The 16,937-nt window shown below is 62.6% G+C and carries 11 protein-coding genes; all 11 read left to right on the top strand.

Annotated features, from left to right (window positions below; all coding sequences use genetic code 11):
* The first annotated feature begins 193 nt into the window (after positions 1-193).
* The 11 genes from BC363_RS04520 to BC363_RS04470 all read left to right on the top strand — a co-directional run bounded on the left by BC363_RS04520 (position 194) and on the right by BC363_RS04470 (position 16,909).
* The gene (locus tag BC363_RS04520) at positions 194-3,097 is read left to right on the top strand and encodes a DNA translocase FtsK (RefSeq protein ID WP_065785694.1); all 2,904 of its coding nucleotides are present in this window, start codon (positions 194-196) and stop codon (positions 3,095-3,097) included.
* A gap of 363 nt (positions 3,098-3,460) precedes the next feature.
* A complete protein-coding gene (locus tag BC363_RS04515; RefSeq protein WP_065785693.1) occupies positions 3,461-4,528 on the top strand; it encodes a LacI family transcriptional regulator in 1,068 nt (355 codons plus the stop codon).
* Positions 4,529-4,554: 26 nt separating this feature from the next.
* Positions 4,555-5,301: a transporter substrate-binding domain-containing protein gene (locus BC363_RS04510; protein ID WP_065785692.1), complete on the top strand. Its 747-nt coding sequence runs from the start codon at positions 4,555-4,557 to the stop codon at positions 5,299-5,301.
* A gap of 77 nt (positions 5,302-5,378) precedes the next feature.
* The gene (locus BC363_RS04505; protein ID WP_065785691.1) at positions 5,379-7,034 is read left to right on the top strand and encodes an amino acid ABC transporter permease; all 1,656 of its coding nucleotides are present in this window, start codon (positions 5,379-5,381) and stop codon (positions 7,032-7,034) included.
* A gap of 25 nt (positions 7,035-7,059) precedes the next feature.
* Positions 7,060-7,722: an SDR family oxidoreductase gene (locus BC363_RS04500; RefSeq protein ID WP_065785849.1), complete on the top strand. Its 663-nt coding sequence runs from the start codon at positions 7,060-7,062 to the stop codon at positions 7,720-7,722.
* Between the two features lie 17 nt (positions 7,723-7,739).
* Positions 7,740-10,772 carry an aminotransferase class III-fold pyridoxal phosphate-dependent enzyme gene (locus BC363_RS04495; protein WP_065785690.1) on the top strand — a complete coding sequence of 1,011 codons (3,033 nt, stop codon included), beginning with the start codon at positions 7,740-7,742 and terminating at the stop codon, positions 10,770-10,772.
* Positions 10,773-10,974: 202 nt separating this feature from the next.
* Positions 10,975-12,123: a sn-glycerol-3-phosphate ABC transporter ATP-binding protein UgpC gene (ugpC, locus tag BC363_RS04490; protein WP_065785689.1), complete on the top strand. Its 1,149-nt coding sequence runs from the start codon at positions 10,975-10,977 to the stop codon at positions 12,121-12,123.
* 20 nt (positions 12,124-12,143) lie between these two features.
* A complete protein-coding gene (locus tag BC363_RS04485; protein WP_065785688.1) occupies positions 12,144-13,376 on the top strand; it encodes a sugar ABC transporter substrate-binding protein in 1,233 nt (410 codons plus the stop codon).
* Positions 13,377-13,395: 19 nt separating this feature from the next.
* Positions 13,396-14,352: a sugar ABC transporter permease gene (locus BC363_RS04480; RefSeq protein WP_065785687.1), complete on the top strand. Its 957-nt coding sequence runs from the start codon at positions 13,396-13,398 to the stop codon at positions 14,350-14,352.
* Positions 14,345-15,157, top strand: coding sequence for a carbohydrate ABC transporter permease (locus BC363_RS04475; RefSeq protein ID WP_065785686.1), 813 nt, complete (start codon positions 14,345-14,347; stop codon positions 15,155-15,157). The genes BC363_RS04480 and BC363_RS04475 overlap by 8 nt, the downstream gene beginning before the upstream one ends.
* 3 nt (positions 15,158-15,160) lie before the next feature.
* Positions 15,161-16,909, top strand: coding sequence for a trehalase family glycosidase (locus BC363_RS04470; RefSeq protein WP_065785685.1), 1,749 nt, complete (start codon positions 15,161-15,163; stop codon positions 16,907-16,909).
* The last annotated feature ends 28 nt before the right edge of the window (positions 16,910-16,937 follow it).

Genomic DNA, 16,937 nt, shown 5'->3' with positions numbered 1-16,937 from the left:
CCACGTGCCGCCGGCGACAGAATGGCGCGATGCCCTTGAGCGGGATGGGGATTGCGGCCGTTTCAGAGGCTGTCTTGCCGGATTGAACGGGGCGCCCGATGTCTTTCAAGCGGCCCTTGGAAGGGACTTGTTAACCTTCATTTTCTATCGCTTAGCAGGCCCCTCGGCGATGTCTCTAGCTCTTCCAGGACCCATGCGTATTCCCAGGACAAACTTCTCTCAGGCAGCTTTGCATGATGCAAACCAGGCGGATTATCATGACGATCCGCAGGACGGTGCGTTGAGCGATATGCCTCCCCATGACGCGGATCCCGTCGATCCCTACCAGTTGTACGAGGCGCCCGCAGCGCCTCGCAGGCCCGCCAACCAGCAATCGGACGCGACGGCGCATGTCGGCCGTGCTGCCCGCCTTTATGGCCAGGGCACGGCCTATGCCCCCGCCCAAGTGACGACGTCGACCGACGAACCGCTGCCGACCCTGTCGGAGATCGCCGGCCACTACGGCGACGCGACGTGGGAGAGCCATTTCTTCCTGGCGCCGAATGTGCGTTTCACCCGCACGCCGGAACGGGAGTTTACCAAGCGCCGCGCGCCTTCGGGCAGCGAGAGCGATGTCGCGCCCGAAGAAGACATCGCGCCCGGCGAAAATGCCGTCGTCGAGACCGCGCCAGCAGACGTGGCGCCCGTGGCCATCGAGATCGCCGTCCCCGCCGCATCGCCGGTGGTGGTCGACGTCGCACCAGAGTTCGAGCCTGAGCCGGCGTTGCCATCCTACAGCCCGTCTGAACTGCTGCGTGTGCTCACGAGCCAATTGCCGCATTGGTCGTCGGCACCAAAGGCGGACGCTGCCAACGCGGCGTCCGGCGCTACCGTTGCTGATGCTGCAGTCGCTCCCAGCCTGGCGGAGCAGTCCGCAAACGAAGCGCCTGCAGCCAGCGCGACGCCGGCTGCACCCGTTGAGCCGGCGCCGATCGTCGAGCCAATGCCAGCCATGGCAGAGACCCAGGCCGACACGCGCTTGTCGTTCCTGTCGGATTTTGCGTTCTTCGAATTCGGTCCGTCCGCCCTGGATGACGGTTCGCTCGAGGCAGCCACTGTGCAGCCGAAGCCCTTTGTCGAAACGGCGGTGCCCGCTTCCTTTACTCCCGCTCCGGTCGTGTCTATGTCGCCCCCGGCAGCCGTCAAGGCGGTGGAAATCAGGCGCATGCCGCCGACGGCGATCACGTCGCTTTTCCGCGTTGTCGAATGCCGACCGGCAGCGGTCGCGCCAGCGACCCCAGCCGCCGCTGTGGCAGCGCTGGAAGAGCCCGTGTCCGTAGAACCCGCGCGCGAAGCGCCGGCGCCGGTGGTCGTTCCGTCGGAAATCGCATCCGTTCCGCCGGCTGCGGTCGAACCGGCCGAGATCACCCCGCTGATGGCCGTGGAAGAGCCGGTCCGCACGGTCGCGACGGTGTCGAAGGCTGCGATCACCATGCCCGCGCAGGTCTCGCGCGCACCCTCGCTGCTGCCGCCGATTGGCGCGACCGAGCGTTTCGCTCACGCCGACGGTTATGAGTTTCCGGCCGAGGATCTGTTGCAGGAGCCGCCGGAAGGCCGCGGCTTCTTCATGTCACAGGAGCAACTCGAGCAGAACGCCGGGCTTCTCGAAAGCGTGCTCGAAGATTTCGGCGTGCGCGGCGAGATCATCCATGTCCGCCCAGGCCCGGTCGTCACGCTTTACGAGTTCGAGCCGGCCCCCGGCGTCAAGTCTTCCCGCGTGATCAATCTGGCCGATGACATCGCCCGCTCGATGTCGGCACTGTCCGCTCGTGTGGCGGTCGTACCCGGCCGCAACGTCATCGGCATCGAGCTGCCGAACGCGACCCGCGAGACCGTCTATTTCCGCGAGCTGATCGAATCCGTCGATTTCCGCAAGACAAATTGCAAGCTGGCGCTGTGCCTGGGCAAGACGATCGGCGGTGAACCCGTCATCGCTGAGCTTGCAAAGATGCCGCATCTGCTCGTTGCCGGCACCACCGGTTCGGGCAAGTCGGTGGCGATCAACACCATGATCCTGTCGCTGCTCTACCGGCTGAAGCCGGAAGAGTGCCGCATGATCATGGTCGATCCGAAGATGCTCGAACTCTCGGTCTATGACGGCATCCCGCATCTGCTGACCCCCGTCGTTACCGATCCGAAGAAGGCGGTGATGGCGCTGAAATGGGCGGTGCGCGAGATGGAGGATCGCTATCGCAAGATGTCGCGCCTCGGCGTGCGCAACATCGACGGCTACAACCAGCGCGCCGCCGCGGCCCGTGAAATGGGCGAGCCGGTGATGTGCACGGTCCAGACCGGCTTCGAGAAGGGCACCGGCGAGGCGCTGTTCGAGCAGCAGGAAATGGATCTGGCGCCGATGCCCTATATCGTCGTCATCGTCGACGAGATGGCCGACCTGATGATGGTCGCCGGCAAGGAGATCGAAGGCGCTATCCAGCGGTTGGCGCAGATGGCGCGCGCTGCCGGCATCCACCTGATCATGGCGACGCAGCGCCCCTCGGTCGACGTTATCACCGGCACGATCAAGGCCAACTTCCCGACGCGTATCTCCTTCCAGGTGACCTCGAAGATCGACAGCCGCACGATCCTTGGCGAACAGGGTGCCGAACAGCTGCTCGGTCAGGGCGACATGCTGCACATGCAAGGCGGCGGCCGCATCGCCCGTGTCCACGGACCGTTCGTTTCGGACCAGGAAGTCGAACATGTCGTCGCCCACCTCAAGACGCAAGGCCGGCCCGAATACCTCGAAACCGTCACGGCGGACGAGGAGGAAGAGGAGCCTGCGGAAGAGCAGGGCGCCGTCTTCGACAAGACCGGCATGGCCTCGGAGGACGGCAACGAACTCTACGACCAGGCCGTCAAGGTGGTGCTGCGCGACAAGAAGTGCTCCACGTCCTACATCCAGCGCCGCCTGGGTATCGGCTACAACCGCGCCGCTTCGCTCGTCGAACGCATGGAAAAGGAAGGCCTTGTGGGTGCCGCCAACCATGTCGGCAAGCGCGAAATCATCCATGGCAACCGCGATCATACGATCGCGCCTGACAGCGACGACATGGATTGAGAAAGCGGCCCGCACGGCGCGGAGTAATGCTTAGTAAAAGACCGCGAAGCGACTGCTTCGCGGTCTTTTTCATGCGCGTGAAATTTTCCTCGGTTGAAATGTCGTGACGCGCGGCGACCAGATGGAGGCGCGGTCTAGGGCCTTGGTGCGGTGGTCGCCGAGCGGCCTGCCGACACCGTCCTCCCCGTTCGCGGTTCCATCCGTATTGCCGCTCAGGTCGACCTATCGGCCCGCGCGACTAAAGATGTTGTCGAACTAAAGTTCTCCCCACATCAAAATAAAAACGTTTTTATTTTTCTTGAAAACGTTTTTATTGGCTGTTACGCATATGCTCAGAGTGAGCCAAGGGACCTGGGAGGGTGCATGGCAGCGCATATGCACAAAACCAGGCGCACACCCGCGCCGACGATCAAGACGCTGGCCGAGATCACCGGCTATTCCATCGCAACGATCTCGAAAGCGCTCAGGGATTCGCCAGTCGTGGCGCCCGTTACCCGTGATCTCATCTTCAAGGCGGCGCGCGAAGTCGGCTATCAGGCCAACGCGCGCGGCATGGCGCTTCGCACCGGAAAGAGCTTCCAGGCGGCAGTGCTGATGCCGGTGACGGCAGCGCGCGACTATGAGTGGGACGGCGTCGAATATACCCAGGTCTTGAGCGGCGTCAGCCAGGCGCTTGAAGGCACGGACTACCGCATGTCCGTGCATGTCATCCGTGATGCCGCCGACGGCGTCGAAACGGCGCGCCGTATCGTCGATCAGGGCCTTGCCGACGGGTTGATCTTCTCGGGCATCCTTGCCGACGACCCGCGCATCGATCTGCTGGTCGACCAGCACTTCCCCTTCGTTTCGATGGGGCGTTGCCGCAAGGACCTCGACTACGCCCATGTCGACATCGACAACGAATGGGCGGCCCACGCCGCCACCGCGCGGTTGCTCGCCGGCGGCCATCGCCGCATCGCGCTCGTCAATCCCGAGCGCCGGCTCTCCTATGCACTGGACAGGCTGGATGGTTTTGCCCGTGCCTTCCGAGAGGCCGGCATTGCCGCCTCTGTCGATCTCGTTGTCGAAGGCGATCTTTCGACCCATTTCGGCCGGCAGAGCGTGATTGATCTCCTGCAGGCGGCCGAGCCGCCGACCGCCTTCGTCTGCATCAACGAATCGACGACGCTCGGCGTGCTTTCCGGCCTCGGCAGTCTTGGGCGGCAGGTGGGCGTCGACGTCGACGTGATCGCCTATGACGATATCAACGTCAGCGCTTATTTCACGCCGCCGATCACCACCTTCTATCAACCGATCGAGGTCCTCGGACGGACACTCGGGCAATTCCTGTTGAAGCGCATGGAGGGCGAGGACCCGAAGGCGTTGCGGCAGGTCTTCAGGCCAACCCTGATCGAAAGGCAGCCGGACAATCTCGGCGGCCGGCTGGTCTGAGCATTCATCATCCAAGGAGGAGAACCATGAAAAAACTGATTATAGCGCTGACCTTTGCGGCTCTTGCCTCAAGCGTTTCCCACGCCGCCGACCTCGGCGGCAAGCTGCTCAAGGTGGGGTCCGACACAACCTCGCCGCCAATGGAAAGCGTCGATCCGGCGAGTGGCCAGATCGTCGGCTTCGACGTCGACGTGGTCAATGCCGTCTGCGCCAAGATCAACTGCCAGGCCGAGTTCGTCACCACCGGTTGGGATGGCATCTTTGCCGCGCTCGATCAGGGCAATTTCGACCTCGTCGCCTCGGGCGTCTCGATCACCGAGGAACGCAAGAAAGCCATGGATTTCTCCGATCCCTACATCGTCAACAGCCAGGCCGTGCTGATGCGGGTTGAAGACCAGGGCATCACGCTGGACGCCTTCAAGGCGGCCGGCAGAAAGCTCTCCGCCCAGGCGAACACGACCGATGCGCAGGTCGCCGAAGGTGTTGTCGGCAAGGAGAACGTTGCCGCCTATGACAGCTTCAGCGCCGCCATCATCGCGCTCAAGAACAAGGACGTCGACGGCGTCGTCATCAACGGCGCCAATGCGGCCGCCTACGAGCGCGAATTCGCCGGCGAACTGGTGGTCGCCATCAAGGATCTGGAATCCGATCCGCTCGGCCTCGTCTTCCGCAAGGGCGATGAGAACGTCGCGGCCTTCAACGAAGGCCTGAAGATGATCAAGGACGACGGCACGCTCGACCAGCTGGTCAACAAGTACTGGGGCCTGAAGTAAGCCTTCCGCAATTCCCCCGGAGCGCCGATGCGCGCTTCGGGGACTAGCCTTTTCAACAGCAATACCCGGAGGAATGAATGTCGTTCCTGAGAAGCGTGCGTCCGAGCAATCTCATCATCCTGACCGCGCTGCCCTTCATCATCTATCTCTTCGTATCCTCCGGAGACTACCAGCGGTCGCTTCGCGCCATCCTTGGCGTCGAGAATGGCTCGTCAGCCTTCGTGCCCGGTTTTCTCGCATTGGCAATTGCCTTTTCGGCCGGACTTGGCGTGCTCCTGTTCTCGCGGCCCAAGGCGGGCCGCCAGAAATGGGCCGTTGCCGCGGCGGTGCTGAACGTTGCCGCCGCCTTCGTCCTGTTGCTCGGGCAGAGCATTCATCCATTCATCGCTTCGGTGGTGGCAAACGGTGTCGATCCGTTCAAGTCGGAGCTGATCGTCAAGGGCGTGACGCCGCGGCAACTGACGGAGGCGGCCGATCTGTGGGTTCGCAGCGTCGAGGCGTGGCTGTTCCCGGGATACCTCGTGTTGAGCATTCTCGGTCTTGGGCTGTTTTTCGCCGGCGAGCGCGCCGGTGAGCCATTGGATAGTCCATTGCGCCGTATCGGGCGCTGGATCCTCGGCGTCGTCAACGGCGCCGGATTGGTTTTCATCTTCTTCTTCGCGCATATCGCCTTTGCCGCGGGCGTGGCGACCACCATCCGCGCGGCGATTGCCGCCTATATTCTGGCCGCGGTGATGGGGCTCGTCTGGGTCGGTCTCTTGCAGTTGCGCTCGACGGTGCGCACCAGCCTCTATTTCGCCGTGGCGACGCTGATTCTCGCGCTCGTAGCCGCCTGGTTCCTGCTGCAGCCGCGCGACACCTACGTGCTTGCCGGTTCGCTCGACGGCAAGGTCGGCATCGTCACCAACACGCCGGCGGGTCTCATCAGTGCGGTACGGTTCGGCCAGTATGACGGCGCCCCGCAGACGGAGACGCCGGTGCGCACCTTTGTTGGCCCGACCGAGGCACTCGCCTCCATGGCCAAGAACGAAGGCGTCAGCGCCGCCCTGCTGCCGGTAGCCTCGGCGCCTGAAGATCTGCCGGTGCTTTGGAAGACCGAAGCGCTCAATGACCGCGATCGCGCGACCGGCATCACCGTTGCGGTGCTTGCGATCATTCTCGGACTTCTGACGTTCGGCGGCTATCTGCACCAACGCCACCCGCTGGCCGTCGGCTCCGAATTCATCGTCGATACCATTCGCGGCATTCCGATGCTGGTCATCGTGCTTTATGTCGGCTTGCCGCTCAGCGGCGCTTTGAAGGACGCCACGCAAGGCGTGCTCGATCCGCCCAATCTGGTACGCGGCATCGTCGCCATGGCGCTGGCCTATTCGGCCTATCTCGCCGAAATCTTCCGCTCCGGCATCAACGCCATCCCGGTCGGCCAGGTGGAGGCGGCGCGCAGTATCGGCCTCAATCGCTGGCAGACGGCGCGGCTCGTCATTCTGCCGCAGGCTTTCAGGATCATCATTCCGCCGCTCGGCAACGAACTGATCGCGATCCTCAAGGACACCTCGCTGTTGTCAATCCTGTCGATCCGGGACATCACCCAGCGCATGCGCGAGTTCCAGTCGGCGAGTTTCCTGCCGTTCGCGCCCTATAACTCCGCCGCGATCTTCTACATCTTCCTGACGCTCGCCGCGGCAAGCCTCGTGAACATGGTCGAGAGAAAATATGACATCAAGCATCGATAAAGCGGCGAAACAGACCCGCCGCACCGTGCTGATCACCGGCGCCTCGCGTGGTCTGGGTCGCAAACTCGCGGAGCTTTATGCGGCCGGTGGCTGGCGGGTCATTGCCTGTGCCCGAGGGGAAGCGACTTTCGACGGTGCGATTGAAGCGCTGTCGCTCGACGTCTCCGACCCTACGTCAATCGCAGCCCTCGGCAGCGCGCTTGAAGGCGTGGCCATCGACGTTCTGATCAACAATGCCGGCATCCGTGGCGACATCGGCGGGCTGGCAACGCTCGACTGCGACGATTTCGTCGCGGTGATGCGCGTCAACGCGCTGGCGCCTCTGCTTCTGGCGCGCGCCCTGCATGCGAACCTCCTTGCCGGCGAGAGCCGGATCATCGCCAACATCTCCAGCCGCGCCGGCTCGCTTGCCGAAGGCACGCTCGACGACGATGACGGCGACTACGCCTATCGCTGCTCGAAGGCGGCGTTGAACATAGCGACGGTGAAGCTGGCGCAAGACTTCCGCAAGGACGGCATTGCCGTTTTGTCGCTGCATCCCGGCTGGGTGAAGACCGACATGGGCGGGGACGAGGCGAATGTTCCGGTGGCAACCAGTGCCGCCGGGTTGAAAGCAATGATCGACGAAGCGGACATGGCCGATAGCGGCAGCTTCCGCAGCTACGACGGACGACGGATTTCATGGTGACGGGACAAGCAGCGGGCATGACACAGAATGACTTGAACGCAGAGCAGGAACTGGCGGCAATCCGGGCACTGCTCATCGAGGCCTACGGCATTGAAGGGGACGTGTCGCCACTGCCGGGCGAACACGACCTCAACTATCGCATTCGTGCGCAAGACGGCGAGCAATATCTCCTGAAGCTGCACGCGCCAGGCGATGCCGATGACCTCGACATGCAGGTCGCGGTGCTCGACCAGCTTGCGAAAACGGCGGCCGACCTGCCGGTCTCGCGGCCAGTGCCTAGCCGCGCCGGTGCGGCAACCGTCAAGGCGACGGTCCGCGGTGAGCGCACCGCGCGGCTCCTGACCTGGTTGCCGGGCGATATCTGGGCGAAATCTGCCTCCCGCGGTCCGGCGAGCGCGGAAACGCTCGGACACCTGCTCGGTCGGCTCGATCACAGCCTCAAGGGCTTTGCCCATGCCGGCACGAAACGCGTCTATGCCTGGGATATCGGCCGCGCCGATATGCACTTGCAGCATGTGGATCTGATCGAAGGCGACGACAAGCGGGCCGCGGTTCGCGCCATCCTCGAACGGTTCGCTTCGTCGGTTCTTCCGAGCCTCGAAGGCTGCCCGCGTCAGGTCATCCATAACGATGCCAACGACTACAACGTGCTGCTGGTCGATGAGGGGCATGTCAGTGGGCTCCTGGATTTCGGCGATATGGTCGAGACCTGGCGCGTCGTCGAGATTGCCGTCGCTGCGGCCTATGCGCTGATCGGCACGGCGGATGCGGTCGGCACCATCGTGGTGCTCGCGGGCGCCTATCACCGCCCGAACCCGATCAGCGAGACCGAGGCCGGCCTGATCTTCGACCTCGTTCGCACGCGCTATGCCGTCAGCATGTGCATGGCGGCCAAGCAGATCCGCGACAACCCTGAGAATACGTACCTGCTCGTCAGCCAGGAGGATGTCTGGCGCGAGCTTCAACGTCTGGAGCGCGAGAACCGCACGATTGCCATTGCCCGCATCCGCGACGCCTGCGGCTTTGCGCCGATCGCACATGCGGCTGCCGTCGCGCGCTGGCTGGAGCAGAATGCCCATCACTTCTCCGCCATCGTCAAGCCGTCGGTCGCCAAGCCCGAAGTCGCCGTCTTTGATTTCTCTGCATCCGGTCCCGAGGCAGCGCAGTGGGCGACACTGGACGCCAGGGGTGCCGAGGCGCGGATTGTGGCCCGTATCCGCGAGCAGAACGCGGATTTCGGCATAGGCCTTTATGGCGAGGATCGCGCGATCTATCAGGGCGAGGCCTATGAAACGGCAATCGCCGGCGAGCGCCGTTCGATCCATCTCGGCGTCGACATCTTCGCGCCGGCATTGGAGCCGGTACATGCGCCATTCGCCGGCAAGGTCGCCTTTCTTCACGACGATGCCGTCGCCTTCGGTTTCGGCCCGACGGTCCTGCTGGAACATGCAACCGATACAGGCGACATCTTCTGGACGCTCTACGGCCATCTGTCGCGCGACACTATCGCCACGTTGGCGATCGGCCAGCGCATTGCCACAGGCGAGAGGTTCGCTACGCTTGGTGCCACTGAGGAAAACGGCAACTGGGCGCCGCATCTTCATTTCCAGCTGGTGACTGACCATCTCGGTCTTGAGGGACGCATGTTCGGCGTCGGTGTCCGCGATCAGTGGCAGGTCTGGCGCGATGTCAGCCCCGATCCGAGCGTCGTGTTTGGGTTGCCTGTACCAGCCTCCGTTATCGTGGCGCGCGACAAGGATTTTCTCGTGCGCGAGCGTCATCGGCGCATCGGCCGTTCGCTCAGCATCGCCTATAGAGCGGCACCTCTGAAGATCGTCGGCGGCGAAGGCGCCCACCTGATCGACGAGGATGGCACACGCTGGCTCGACATGGTCAACAATGTCTGCCACGTCGGCCATTGCCATCCGCGCGTCGTCAAGGCGGCGCAAGCGCAGATGGGGCGGCTCAACACCAATTCCCGTTATCTGCACGATTCGCTGGTCGAATATTCGCGGCGGCTAGCCGCACAGTTCCCCGACCCGCTCAACGTCTGCTTCTTCGTCAATTCCGGCAGCGAAGCCAATGACCTGGCGCTCAGGCTTGCGCGCGCCTACACGGGAAACCGTGACGTCATCACCGTCGATCACGCCTATCACGGGCATCTGTCGAGCATGATCGACGTCAGCCCCTACAAGTTTGCCGGCAAGGGCGGCGAAGGGCGTCCCGCCCACGTGCAGGTGGCGGAAATGCCGGATCTCTATCGCGGCCGTTATCGCTACGGCGACGTTGAAGCCGGCCATAAATATGCCGACGATGTACGCAATCAGGTGCTGGCGCTGGCCGCCACCGGCCGTCGCCCGGCGCTGTTCTTCAGCGAAGGCATTCTGGGGACCGGCGGGCAGCTGACATTGCCGGAAGGCTATCTGCACGAGGCCTATGCCCATGTGCGCGCCGCCGGCGGCCTGTGCCTGGCCGACGAAGTGCAGGTCGGCTTCGGCCGTGTCGGCAGCCATATGTGGGCGCACCAGACGCAAGGGGTGGTCCCTGATATCGTCACGATGGGCAAGCCGATCGGCAACGGACACCCGATGGCCGCCGTCGTCACCACCGAGGCGATTGCCGCATCCTTTGCCAACGGCATGGAATACTTCAACACCTTCGGCGGCAATCCGGTTTCGGCCGAGATCGGCCTTGCGGTGCTGGACGTCATTCGCGACGAGCGGTTGATGCACCATTGCCAGGTCGTCGGCGACCGGCTGATGGACGGCGCCCGTGCGCTGGCAAAGCGCCATGCCATCATCGGGGACGTACGCGGCTACGGTCTTTTCAACGGCATCGAATTGGTGCGCAACCGCGAGACTCTGGAACCGGCCGCAAGCGAGCTTGACTTCGTCATCGCCGAAATGAAGCGCAGGCACCGGATCCTGCTCAGCAGCGAGGGGCCGCACCACAACGTGCTGAAGGTCAAGCCGCCGGCACCGTTCAGCGCCGCCGATTGCGACCATTTCCTTGATGCGCTCGACGAGACGCTCGGGCGCCTAAACCATTGATCCAGAAGCGGTACGGCCGGTCATGCACCGGCCGTATCGGTTTTATGCCCCTTGTCGTGCACAGCAATTTCCCCGGGGTCGATTTTTCCTCTTTACAACGAAGTTAAACGTTTTTATCGTTCATATAAACGTTTAACACGAGCGTGTGGTAAGTTGGCCGTCGAGCCTTGTGCCGCAACGTTCGCCATCAGGGGAGGGCCCGTTGGCAGCTATCCGTATTGAAAATCTGCGCAAAGGCTTTGGTTCGCTCGAAGTCTTGAAGGGCATCAATCTCGATATCGCCGACGGCGAATTCGTCTGCTTTCTCGGGCCGTCGGGTTGCGGCAAGAGCACGCTTCTGCGTTCGATCGCCGGCCTGGAAGAACTCGATTCCGGCTCGATCCGTCTCGGCGATCGCGATATCACCGATCTGCGCTCGGCCAAGCGCGATATCGCCATGGTCTTCCAGAATTACGCGCTCTATCCACACATGAACGTGCGCAAGAACCTGTCCTTCGGTCTGGCGCTGAACGGCATGAAGCGCGACGAGATCGAGCGCCGCGTCAATAACGCTGCCGACATTCTGCGCATCTCCGAGCTTCTGAACCGCAAGCCCCGCCAGCTTTCCGGCGGCCAGCGCCAGCGCGTCGCCATCGGCCGTGCGATCGTTCGCGAGCCGAAGCTGTTTCTGCTCGATGAACCGCTGTCGAACCTCGACGCCGGCCTGCGCGTCACCATGCGCGTCGAGCTTGCCGCACTCCATGAGCGCCTTGGCGTCACGATGATCTACGTTACCCACGATCAGGTCGAGGCGATGACGCTCTCCGACCGCGTCGTCGTCCTGGACAAGGGCAAGGTCAGCCAATTCGGCACGCCGCTCGAACTCTTCTACCAGCCGGCGAACCTCTTTGTTGCCGGCTTCATCGGCTCGCCGCGGATGAATTTCGTCACCGCAAATCTGGTCCGTCAGGACCGTTCCGAATTGACGCTTGCCAGTGGCGGCCTGGTGCGGGACCTGGCGCTCGAAACCCTATCCTCGGCCGTCATCGCCAAGGATAAGCCGGTGACGATCGGCATCCGCCCGGACAAGCTCGAGCTGGTTTCGCCTGAGGAAGCGCACTTGATCGGCGATGTCCGCCTGGTCGAGCGCCTCGGCACCGAGAGCCATGTTCACATCGGCCTTGAGAACGGCGCTGACATGACGGCAGTCGTGCGCGGCACGCACCCGGTCGCCAACCGCGAGCGCATCCATCTGCGCATTCCGCCCGAGCATTGCCATCTGTTCGATGCGGACGGGAAGGCCATTGCCAGGGCGCTCGATCCCGAGACGCAGATGCTGATCAATCAGGAAAAGAGCAAAAGGGTCGCGTGACCCGAATGAGGAGGAGAAGCATGCAGAACAAGACGAAGTCGCTCATCGGCTCGCTCATGGTATTGGCGATGACCGGAGCTGCCACGGCCCGCGCGGAAGAGACCTTGCGCTTTGCCACCTGGGACACGGATGAAAGCCTGGCCATCCAGCAGGCGATCGCCAAGAAGTTCGAGGAAACGCACCCGGGCGTGAAGGTTCAGGTCGAGCCTTACGCGGATGGTTACGATCAGAAGCTGATCGCCGCCTTCGGTGCCGGCAGCCCGCCCGACGTCATGTATATGTGGAATTTCCCGCAGTATTACACCTCGCTGATGCCGCTCGACGACCTGATCGCGCGCGACGCCGCCGAGGTGAAACCCGACGACTTCCCCAAGGGTCTGATGAACACGACGCGCGTCGAAGGCAAGACCTACGGCATGCCGTCGGGCTTCACCACCCAGGTCGTCTTCTACAACAAGGACATGTTCGCCAAGGCCGGCGTCGAAGAGCCGAAGGATGGCTGGACCTGGGACGACCTGCGCGCCAAGGCCGCCAAGTTCCGTGACGAGAAGAACAAGGTCTACGGCTTTGCCGTCGACGCCAAGCCCGATCCTTACGATTTCGAGCAGTTCCTGTGGTCGAACGGTACCAAGTACATCTCCGACGATGGCAAGCAGATCGACGGCTACATGAACAGCGATGCGGCCGCCCAGGTCCTCGACATGTTCGGCGACATGGCCAAGACGCAGGAAGCGATCACGCTCAACCTCGGCGACGACACCTCGGGCAGCACGCTGTTCAAGGGCGGCAAGATCGCCATGTTCCAGAGCGCCATGTGGTCGAAGGCAGGCATCGATACCGCCGGCTTCAAATATGGCGTCGCACCGCTGCCGAAGTTCGGCGACAAGACGGCGCATTCCGCGCTTGGCGTCTCGGCGATCTCGATCGCCAAGGATGCGGCGCATGCCGACCTCGCCTGGGAGTTCGTCAAGTTCTTCTCCTCACCTGAAGCCGTTGCGATGCGCACCAACGACCTGCCGGTTCGCACCAGCGTTGCCGAAGAAAAGGGCATGACCACGGACCCGATCTACAAGCCGTTCTTCGACGTTCTCGCGACTTCGAACACCGAAACCCATGCGTTCCTGAAGAACGCCAACTGGGGCAAGGTGCAGGACAATCTCGCGCGCGCCATCGAAGCAACGATGATCGATCAGGGCAACGCCAAGCAGCATCTGGATGATGCGGTCAGCCGTTCCAAGCGGTTGATCAAGTAAGCGAAGGGAGTACGGGGAGATGGATATGACCTATGCCGGGGCAGAGCCCAAGGTGGCAAGGCGCAAGCGCTCCGCCATCGCGCACTATGCAGCGCCCTATCTGTTCATCTCCCCGTGGATCCTCGGGTTCCTGTTCTTCACGCTCGGCCCGCTCGTCTTCTCCCTGACGATGAGCTTCTACGATTGGCCCGTGGTCGGCGAGCGAACCTTCGTCGGTCTCGACAACTACCGTTCGATGCTGTTCGACGATCCGCAGTTCTGGGAGAGCCTCTGGATCACGGTGAAGTTCGCGGCGATCTATGTGCCGTTCAACATCATCATGTCGTTCCTGCTGGCGCTGATGCTGCACAACATCACCTTTGCCAGCGGTTTCTTCCGCACCGCCTTCTATCTGCCGAGCGTCATTTCCGGCGTCGCCCTGGTGACGATCTGGAGCTGGATCTACAGCAAGGAATACGGCCTCCTGAACTTCATGCTGTCGCTCGTCGGCATCGACGGGCCGAACTGGCTCGGCGACCCGAACCTGGCGATCGTCGCGATCATCATCGCCAGCCTCTGGGGGCTCGGCGGCACCATGCTGATCCTTCTGACCGGCCTGAAAGCCATCCCGAAGGAGCTGTACGAGGCGGCGACTGTGTCGGGCGTTCCGGGCTGGGCGCAGATGCTGTTCATCACCCTGCCGATGCTCGGGCCGATGCTGCTCTTCACCTTCATCACCTCGATCATCTCCGCCTTCCAGCAACTGACCATCGCCCTGCTTCTGACCAAGGGCGGTCCGCTCGGCTCCACCTATTTCTTTGCCATGTATATCTACGACAACGCCTTCAAATATTTCGATATGGGTTATGCCGCCGCGGGCTCTTGGGTGATGTTCATCATCGTTTTGGCTCTCAGCCTCGGCGTCATGCGCTGGTCGGCCGCCTGGGTCTACTACGAAGGCGAAGTCCGCCAGAACGATGGAGAAGGCCATGCGTAAGACGCTGCTTTATTCCGCGCTGATCCTGCTCTCGGCGCTTTTCATCGCGCCGTTCTACTGGACCTTCATGACGGCGATCAAAAGCACCGCCGACCTTTACCAGTTCCCGCCGGTCTTCTGGCCGTCGGAGTGGCATTGGGAGAACTTTGCCGCTGCCTGGAACAAGCAGCCCTTCGGCACCTATCTGAGCAACTCGGTCATCGTCGTGCTGTTCTCGACCATCGGGCAGCTGATCTCGAGCTCGCTTGTTGCCTATGGCTTCGCCCGCTTCCGCTTCCCCGGTCGCGATCCGCTGTTCATCGTGCTTTTGGCCACCATGATGATCCCGTGGGACGTGAAGATGATTCCGCTCTACATGGAATTCAACATGCTGGGTTGGATCAACACGCTGAAGCCGCTGATCGTGCCGGCGTATTTCGCCGACGCCTTCTTCGTCTTCCTGCTTCGCCAGTACATCATGACTGTGCCGATGGAGATCGACGAAGCGGCGCGTATGGATGGGGCCAACGCCTTCGACATCTATTGGCGCATCCATCTGCCGCTGATGATGCCGGCGCTGGTGCTGGTCGGCACCTTCCACTTCATGAACGCCTGGAACGACTATCTCGGTCCGCTGATCTTCCTCAACGACCAGTCGAAATACACGCTGACGCTCGGGCTTTCGATGTTCAAGGGGCTGCATGAGGTCGACGTTACCTCGATCGCCGCGATCACGGTGGTCCTCTGCCTGCCGCCGCTCGCGCTCTTCTTCGTCGCCCAGCGCTACATCATGGACGGCGCGGTCGGCTCGTCGGTGAAGGGATAAACGATGCTGTTCGATATCGATCATATCCCCTTCAGTCGGAGGGGGCGGTTTCTGACGCTTTCGATGATGAAGGTGCCGGGTGGCGACGGCGCGCGTGCGCTTTATCTCCGCTTCGTTGCCGGCGGTGACGAGCGGCCCTCGCTTGGGCGCCTCTGCCGGGTCGAGTTCCTCGACGCTTCGGGCAAGCCGGCGCAGGCGACCTTCGAATTGACGCCGGAGCGCCTGGTTGCCCGCATCGGCACGGGATCGCTGACCTTCGTCATCGGCGAAGGCGAGCGGCTGCATGTCCGTGGTGAGAACGCCGGTGTGCGCTTCCATCTCGAAGGGTCGCGCTATGACTATGTTTATCGCACGCCGGCGGGCGTCGATTGCCTGGTGGCCGCCGTCGAAAACGTCAAGTTCATCCCCCGCGCGGTGTCGGGCGCCCTTGAAGTCTCCGGTGCCTGGCAGCGCGACCACTCGGCCGACGTCTCCTTCGCCTTCACGGGCACAGGCGTTTTCGAGGGCAATGTCGACTTCTTCCGCACTGTGCCGCCGACAACGCCGCTTGAGAGCTTCGCCGACGCGCTTTCCGGCGTCACTGTCGAGTTCGAGCAGTGGCATGGAAATGTGCCGAGCGGCGCGCGCGGACAGGACGAGGCGCATCGGCTGGCAAGCTATCTGCTGTGGGCAAACGGCGTTCCGGTCGGCGGTCAGCTGACACGGCCGGCGATCTACATGTCCAAGAACCACATGATCAACATCTGGAGCTGGGACAACGCCTTTTCAGCATTGGGTGTGGCGGCTGTTGATCCCGAACTCGCCTTTGATCAGTTCGCCGCGATTTTCGACCATCAGGACGCTTCCGGCCTTCTGCCCGACTACATCAACGATCGCGACGTGCTCTTCGCCTTTACCAAGCCGCCGGTGCATGGCTGGGCGGTGTCGCTGATCGCGGCAAGGCACCCGGATTTCCTGACGGCGGAGCGCAAGGCCTATCTGCGCGATGCGATCGGCAGGCAGGTCGATTACTGGCTGACCTACGCCCGTGCGAACGCAACGTCGCTGCCGAGCTATTTTCACGGCAACGACAGCGGCTGGGACAATGCGACCTTCTTTGCCGAGGGCGGTCCGGTCATCTCGCCCGATCTGCCGGTGTTCCTCATTCTAGCCTGCGAGGCGCTTGCGACCTTGCTTGAGAGCGATCCGGCGCGTGGCGCGGAATGGAACGCCAAGGCGGATGCTTTGCAGGCGCTGCTGTTTGATCGCCTCTGGACCGGTGAAACCTTCGGCGCCCGGCTCGCCGGTGCACCGGATCGGGTTCTGCCGGGCGAAAATCTGATCCAGTTCATGCCGCTGCTGCTTGGCACGCGTCTGCCGAACGAAATGCGCAAGAAGCTCGTTGCCCGTCTCGTCTCGGGCGGCTTCGTCACCGCCTGGGGGCCGGCGACGGAAAGCCCGAAAAGTTCGTTCTACGAGGATGACGGTTACTGGCGCGGACCGATCTGGGCACCGACGACATTGCTCCTCTGGGATGGTCTTCGTCGGCAAGGGGAGATTGAGCTGACGCGCGAAATCGCGGAAAAGTTCTGTTCACTTGCCAGCAAAAGCGGTATGGCCGAAAACTTCGATGCGCGGTCGGGGAGGGGCCTTCGCGATCGGGCGTTCGCCTGGACATCCGCAGTCTATCTCCTGCTGGCGGCATCGCTCAGCACAGAGCGGGATGAGGAAAGTGTGTGCGGTTTTCCGCCCGCATCCCGCTCTAACTTATGAGGATCGATCACGTTTATGATTTTGGGTC

The organism is Ensifer sp. LC384 (assembly GCF_001695865.1).
GTDB lineage: Bacteria > Pseudomonadota > Alphaproteobacteria > Rhizobiales > Rhizobiaceae > Ensifer.
The sequence above is the reverse complement of the archived record's forward strand: the minus strand, read 5'-3'. Positions and strand labels throughout refer to the sequence as shown.

What these genes read in the sequence shown, in the direction of transcription:
- BC363_RS04485 (WP_065785688.1), top strand. Translation starts at nt 12,144, where the DNA reads ATGCAGAACAAGACGAAGTCGCTCATCGGCTCGCTCATGGTATTGGCG.
- BC363_RS04515 (WP_065785693.1), top strand. Translation starts at nt 3,461, where the DNA reads ATGGCAGCGCATATGCACAAAACCAGGCGCACACCCGCGCCGACGATC.
- BC363_RS04480 (WP_065785687.1), top strand. Translation starts at nt 13,396, where the DNA reads ATGGATATGACCTATGCCGGGGCAGAGCCCAAGGTGGCAAGGCGCAAG.
- BC363_RS04475 (WP_065785686.1), top strand. Translation starts at nt 14,345, where the DNA reads ATGCGTAAGACGCTGCTTTATTCCGCGCTGATCCTGCTCTCGGCGCTT.
- BC363_RS04470 (WP_065785685.1), top strand. Translation starts at nt 15,161, where the DNA reads ATGCTGTTCGATATCGATCATATCCCCTTCAGTCGGAGGGGGCGGTTT.
- BC363_RS04495 (WP_065785690.1), top strand. Translation starts at nt 7,740, where the DNA reads ATGACACAGAATGACTTGAACGCAGAGCAGGAACTGGCGGCAATCCGG.
- BC363_RS04505 (WP_065785691.1), top strand. Translation starts at nt 5,379, where the DNA reads ATGTCGTTCCTGAGAAGCGTGCGTCCGAGCAATCTCATCATCCTGACC.
- BC363_RS04520 (WP_065785694.1), top strand. Translation starts at nt 194, where the DNA reads ATGCGTATTCCCAGGACAAACTTCTCTCAGGCAGCTTTGCATGATGCA.
- BC363_RS04510 (WP_065785692.1), top strand. Translation starts at nt 4,555, where the DNA reads ATGAAAAAACTGATTATAGCGCTGACCTTTGCGGCTCTTGCCTCAAGC.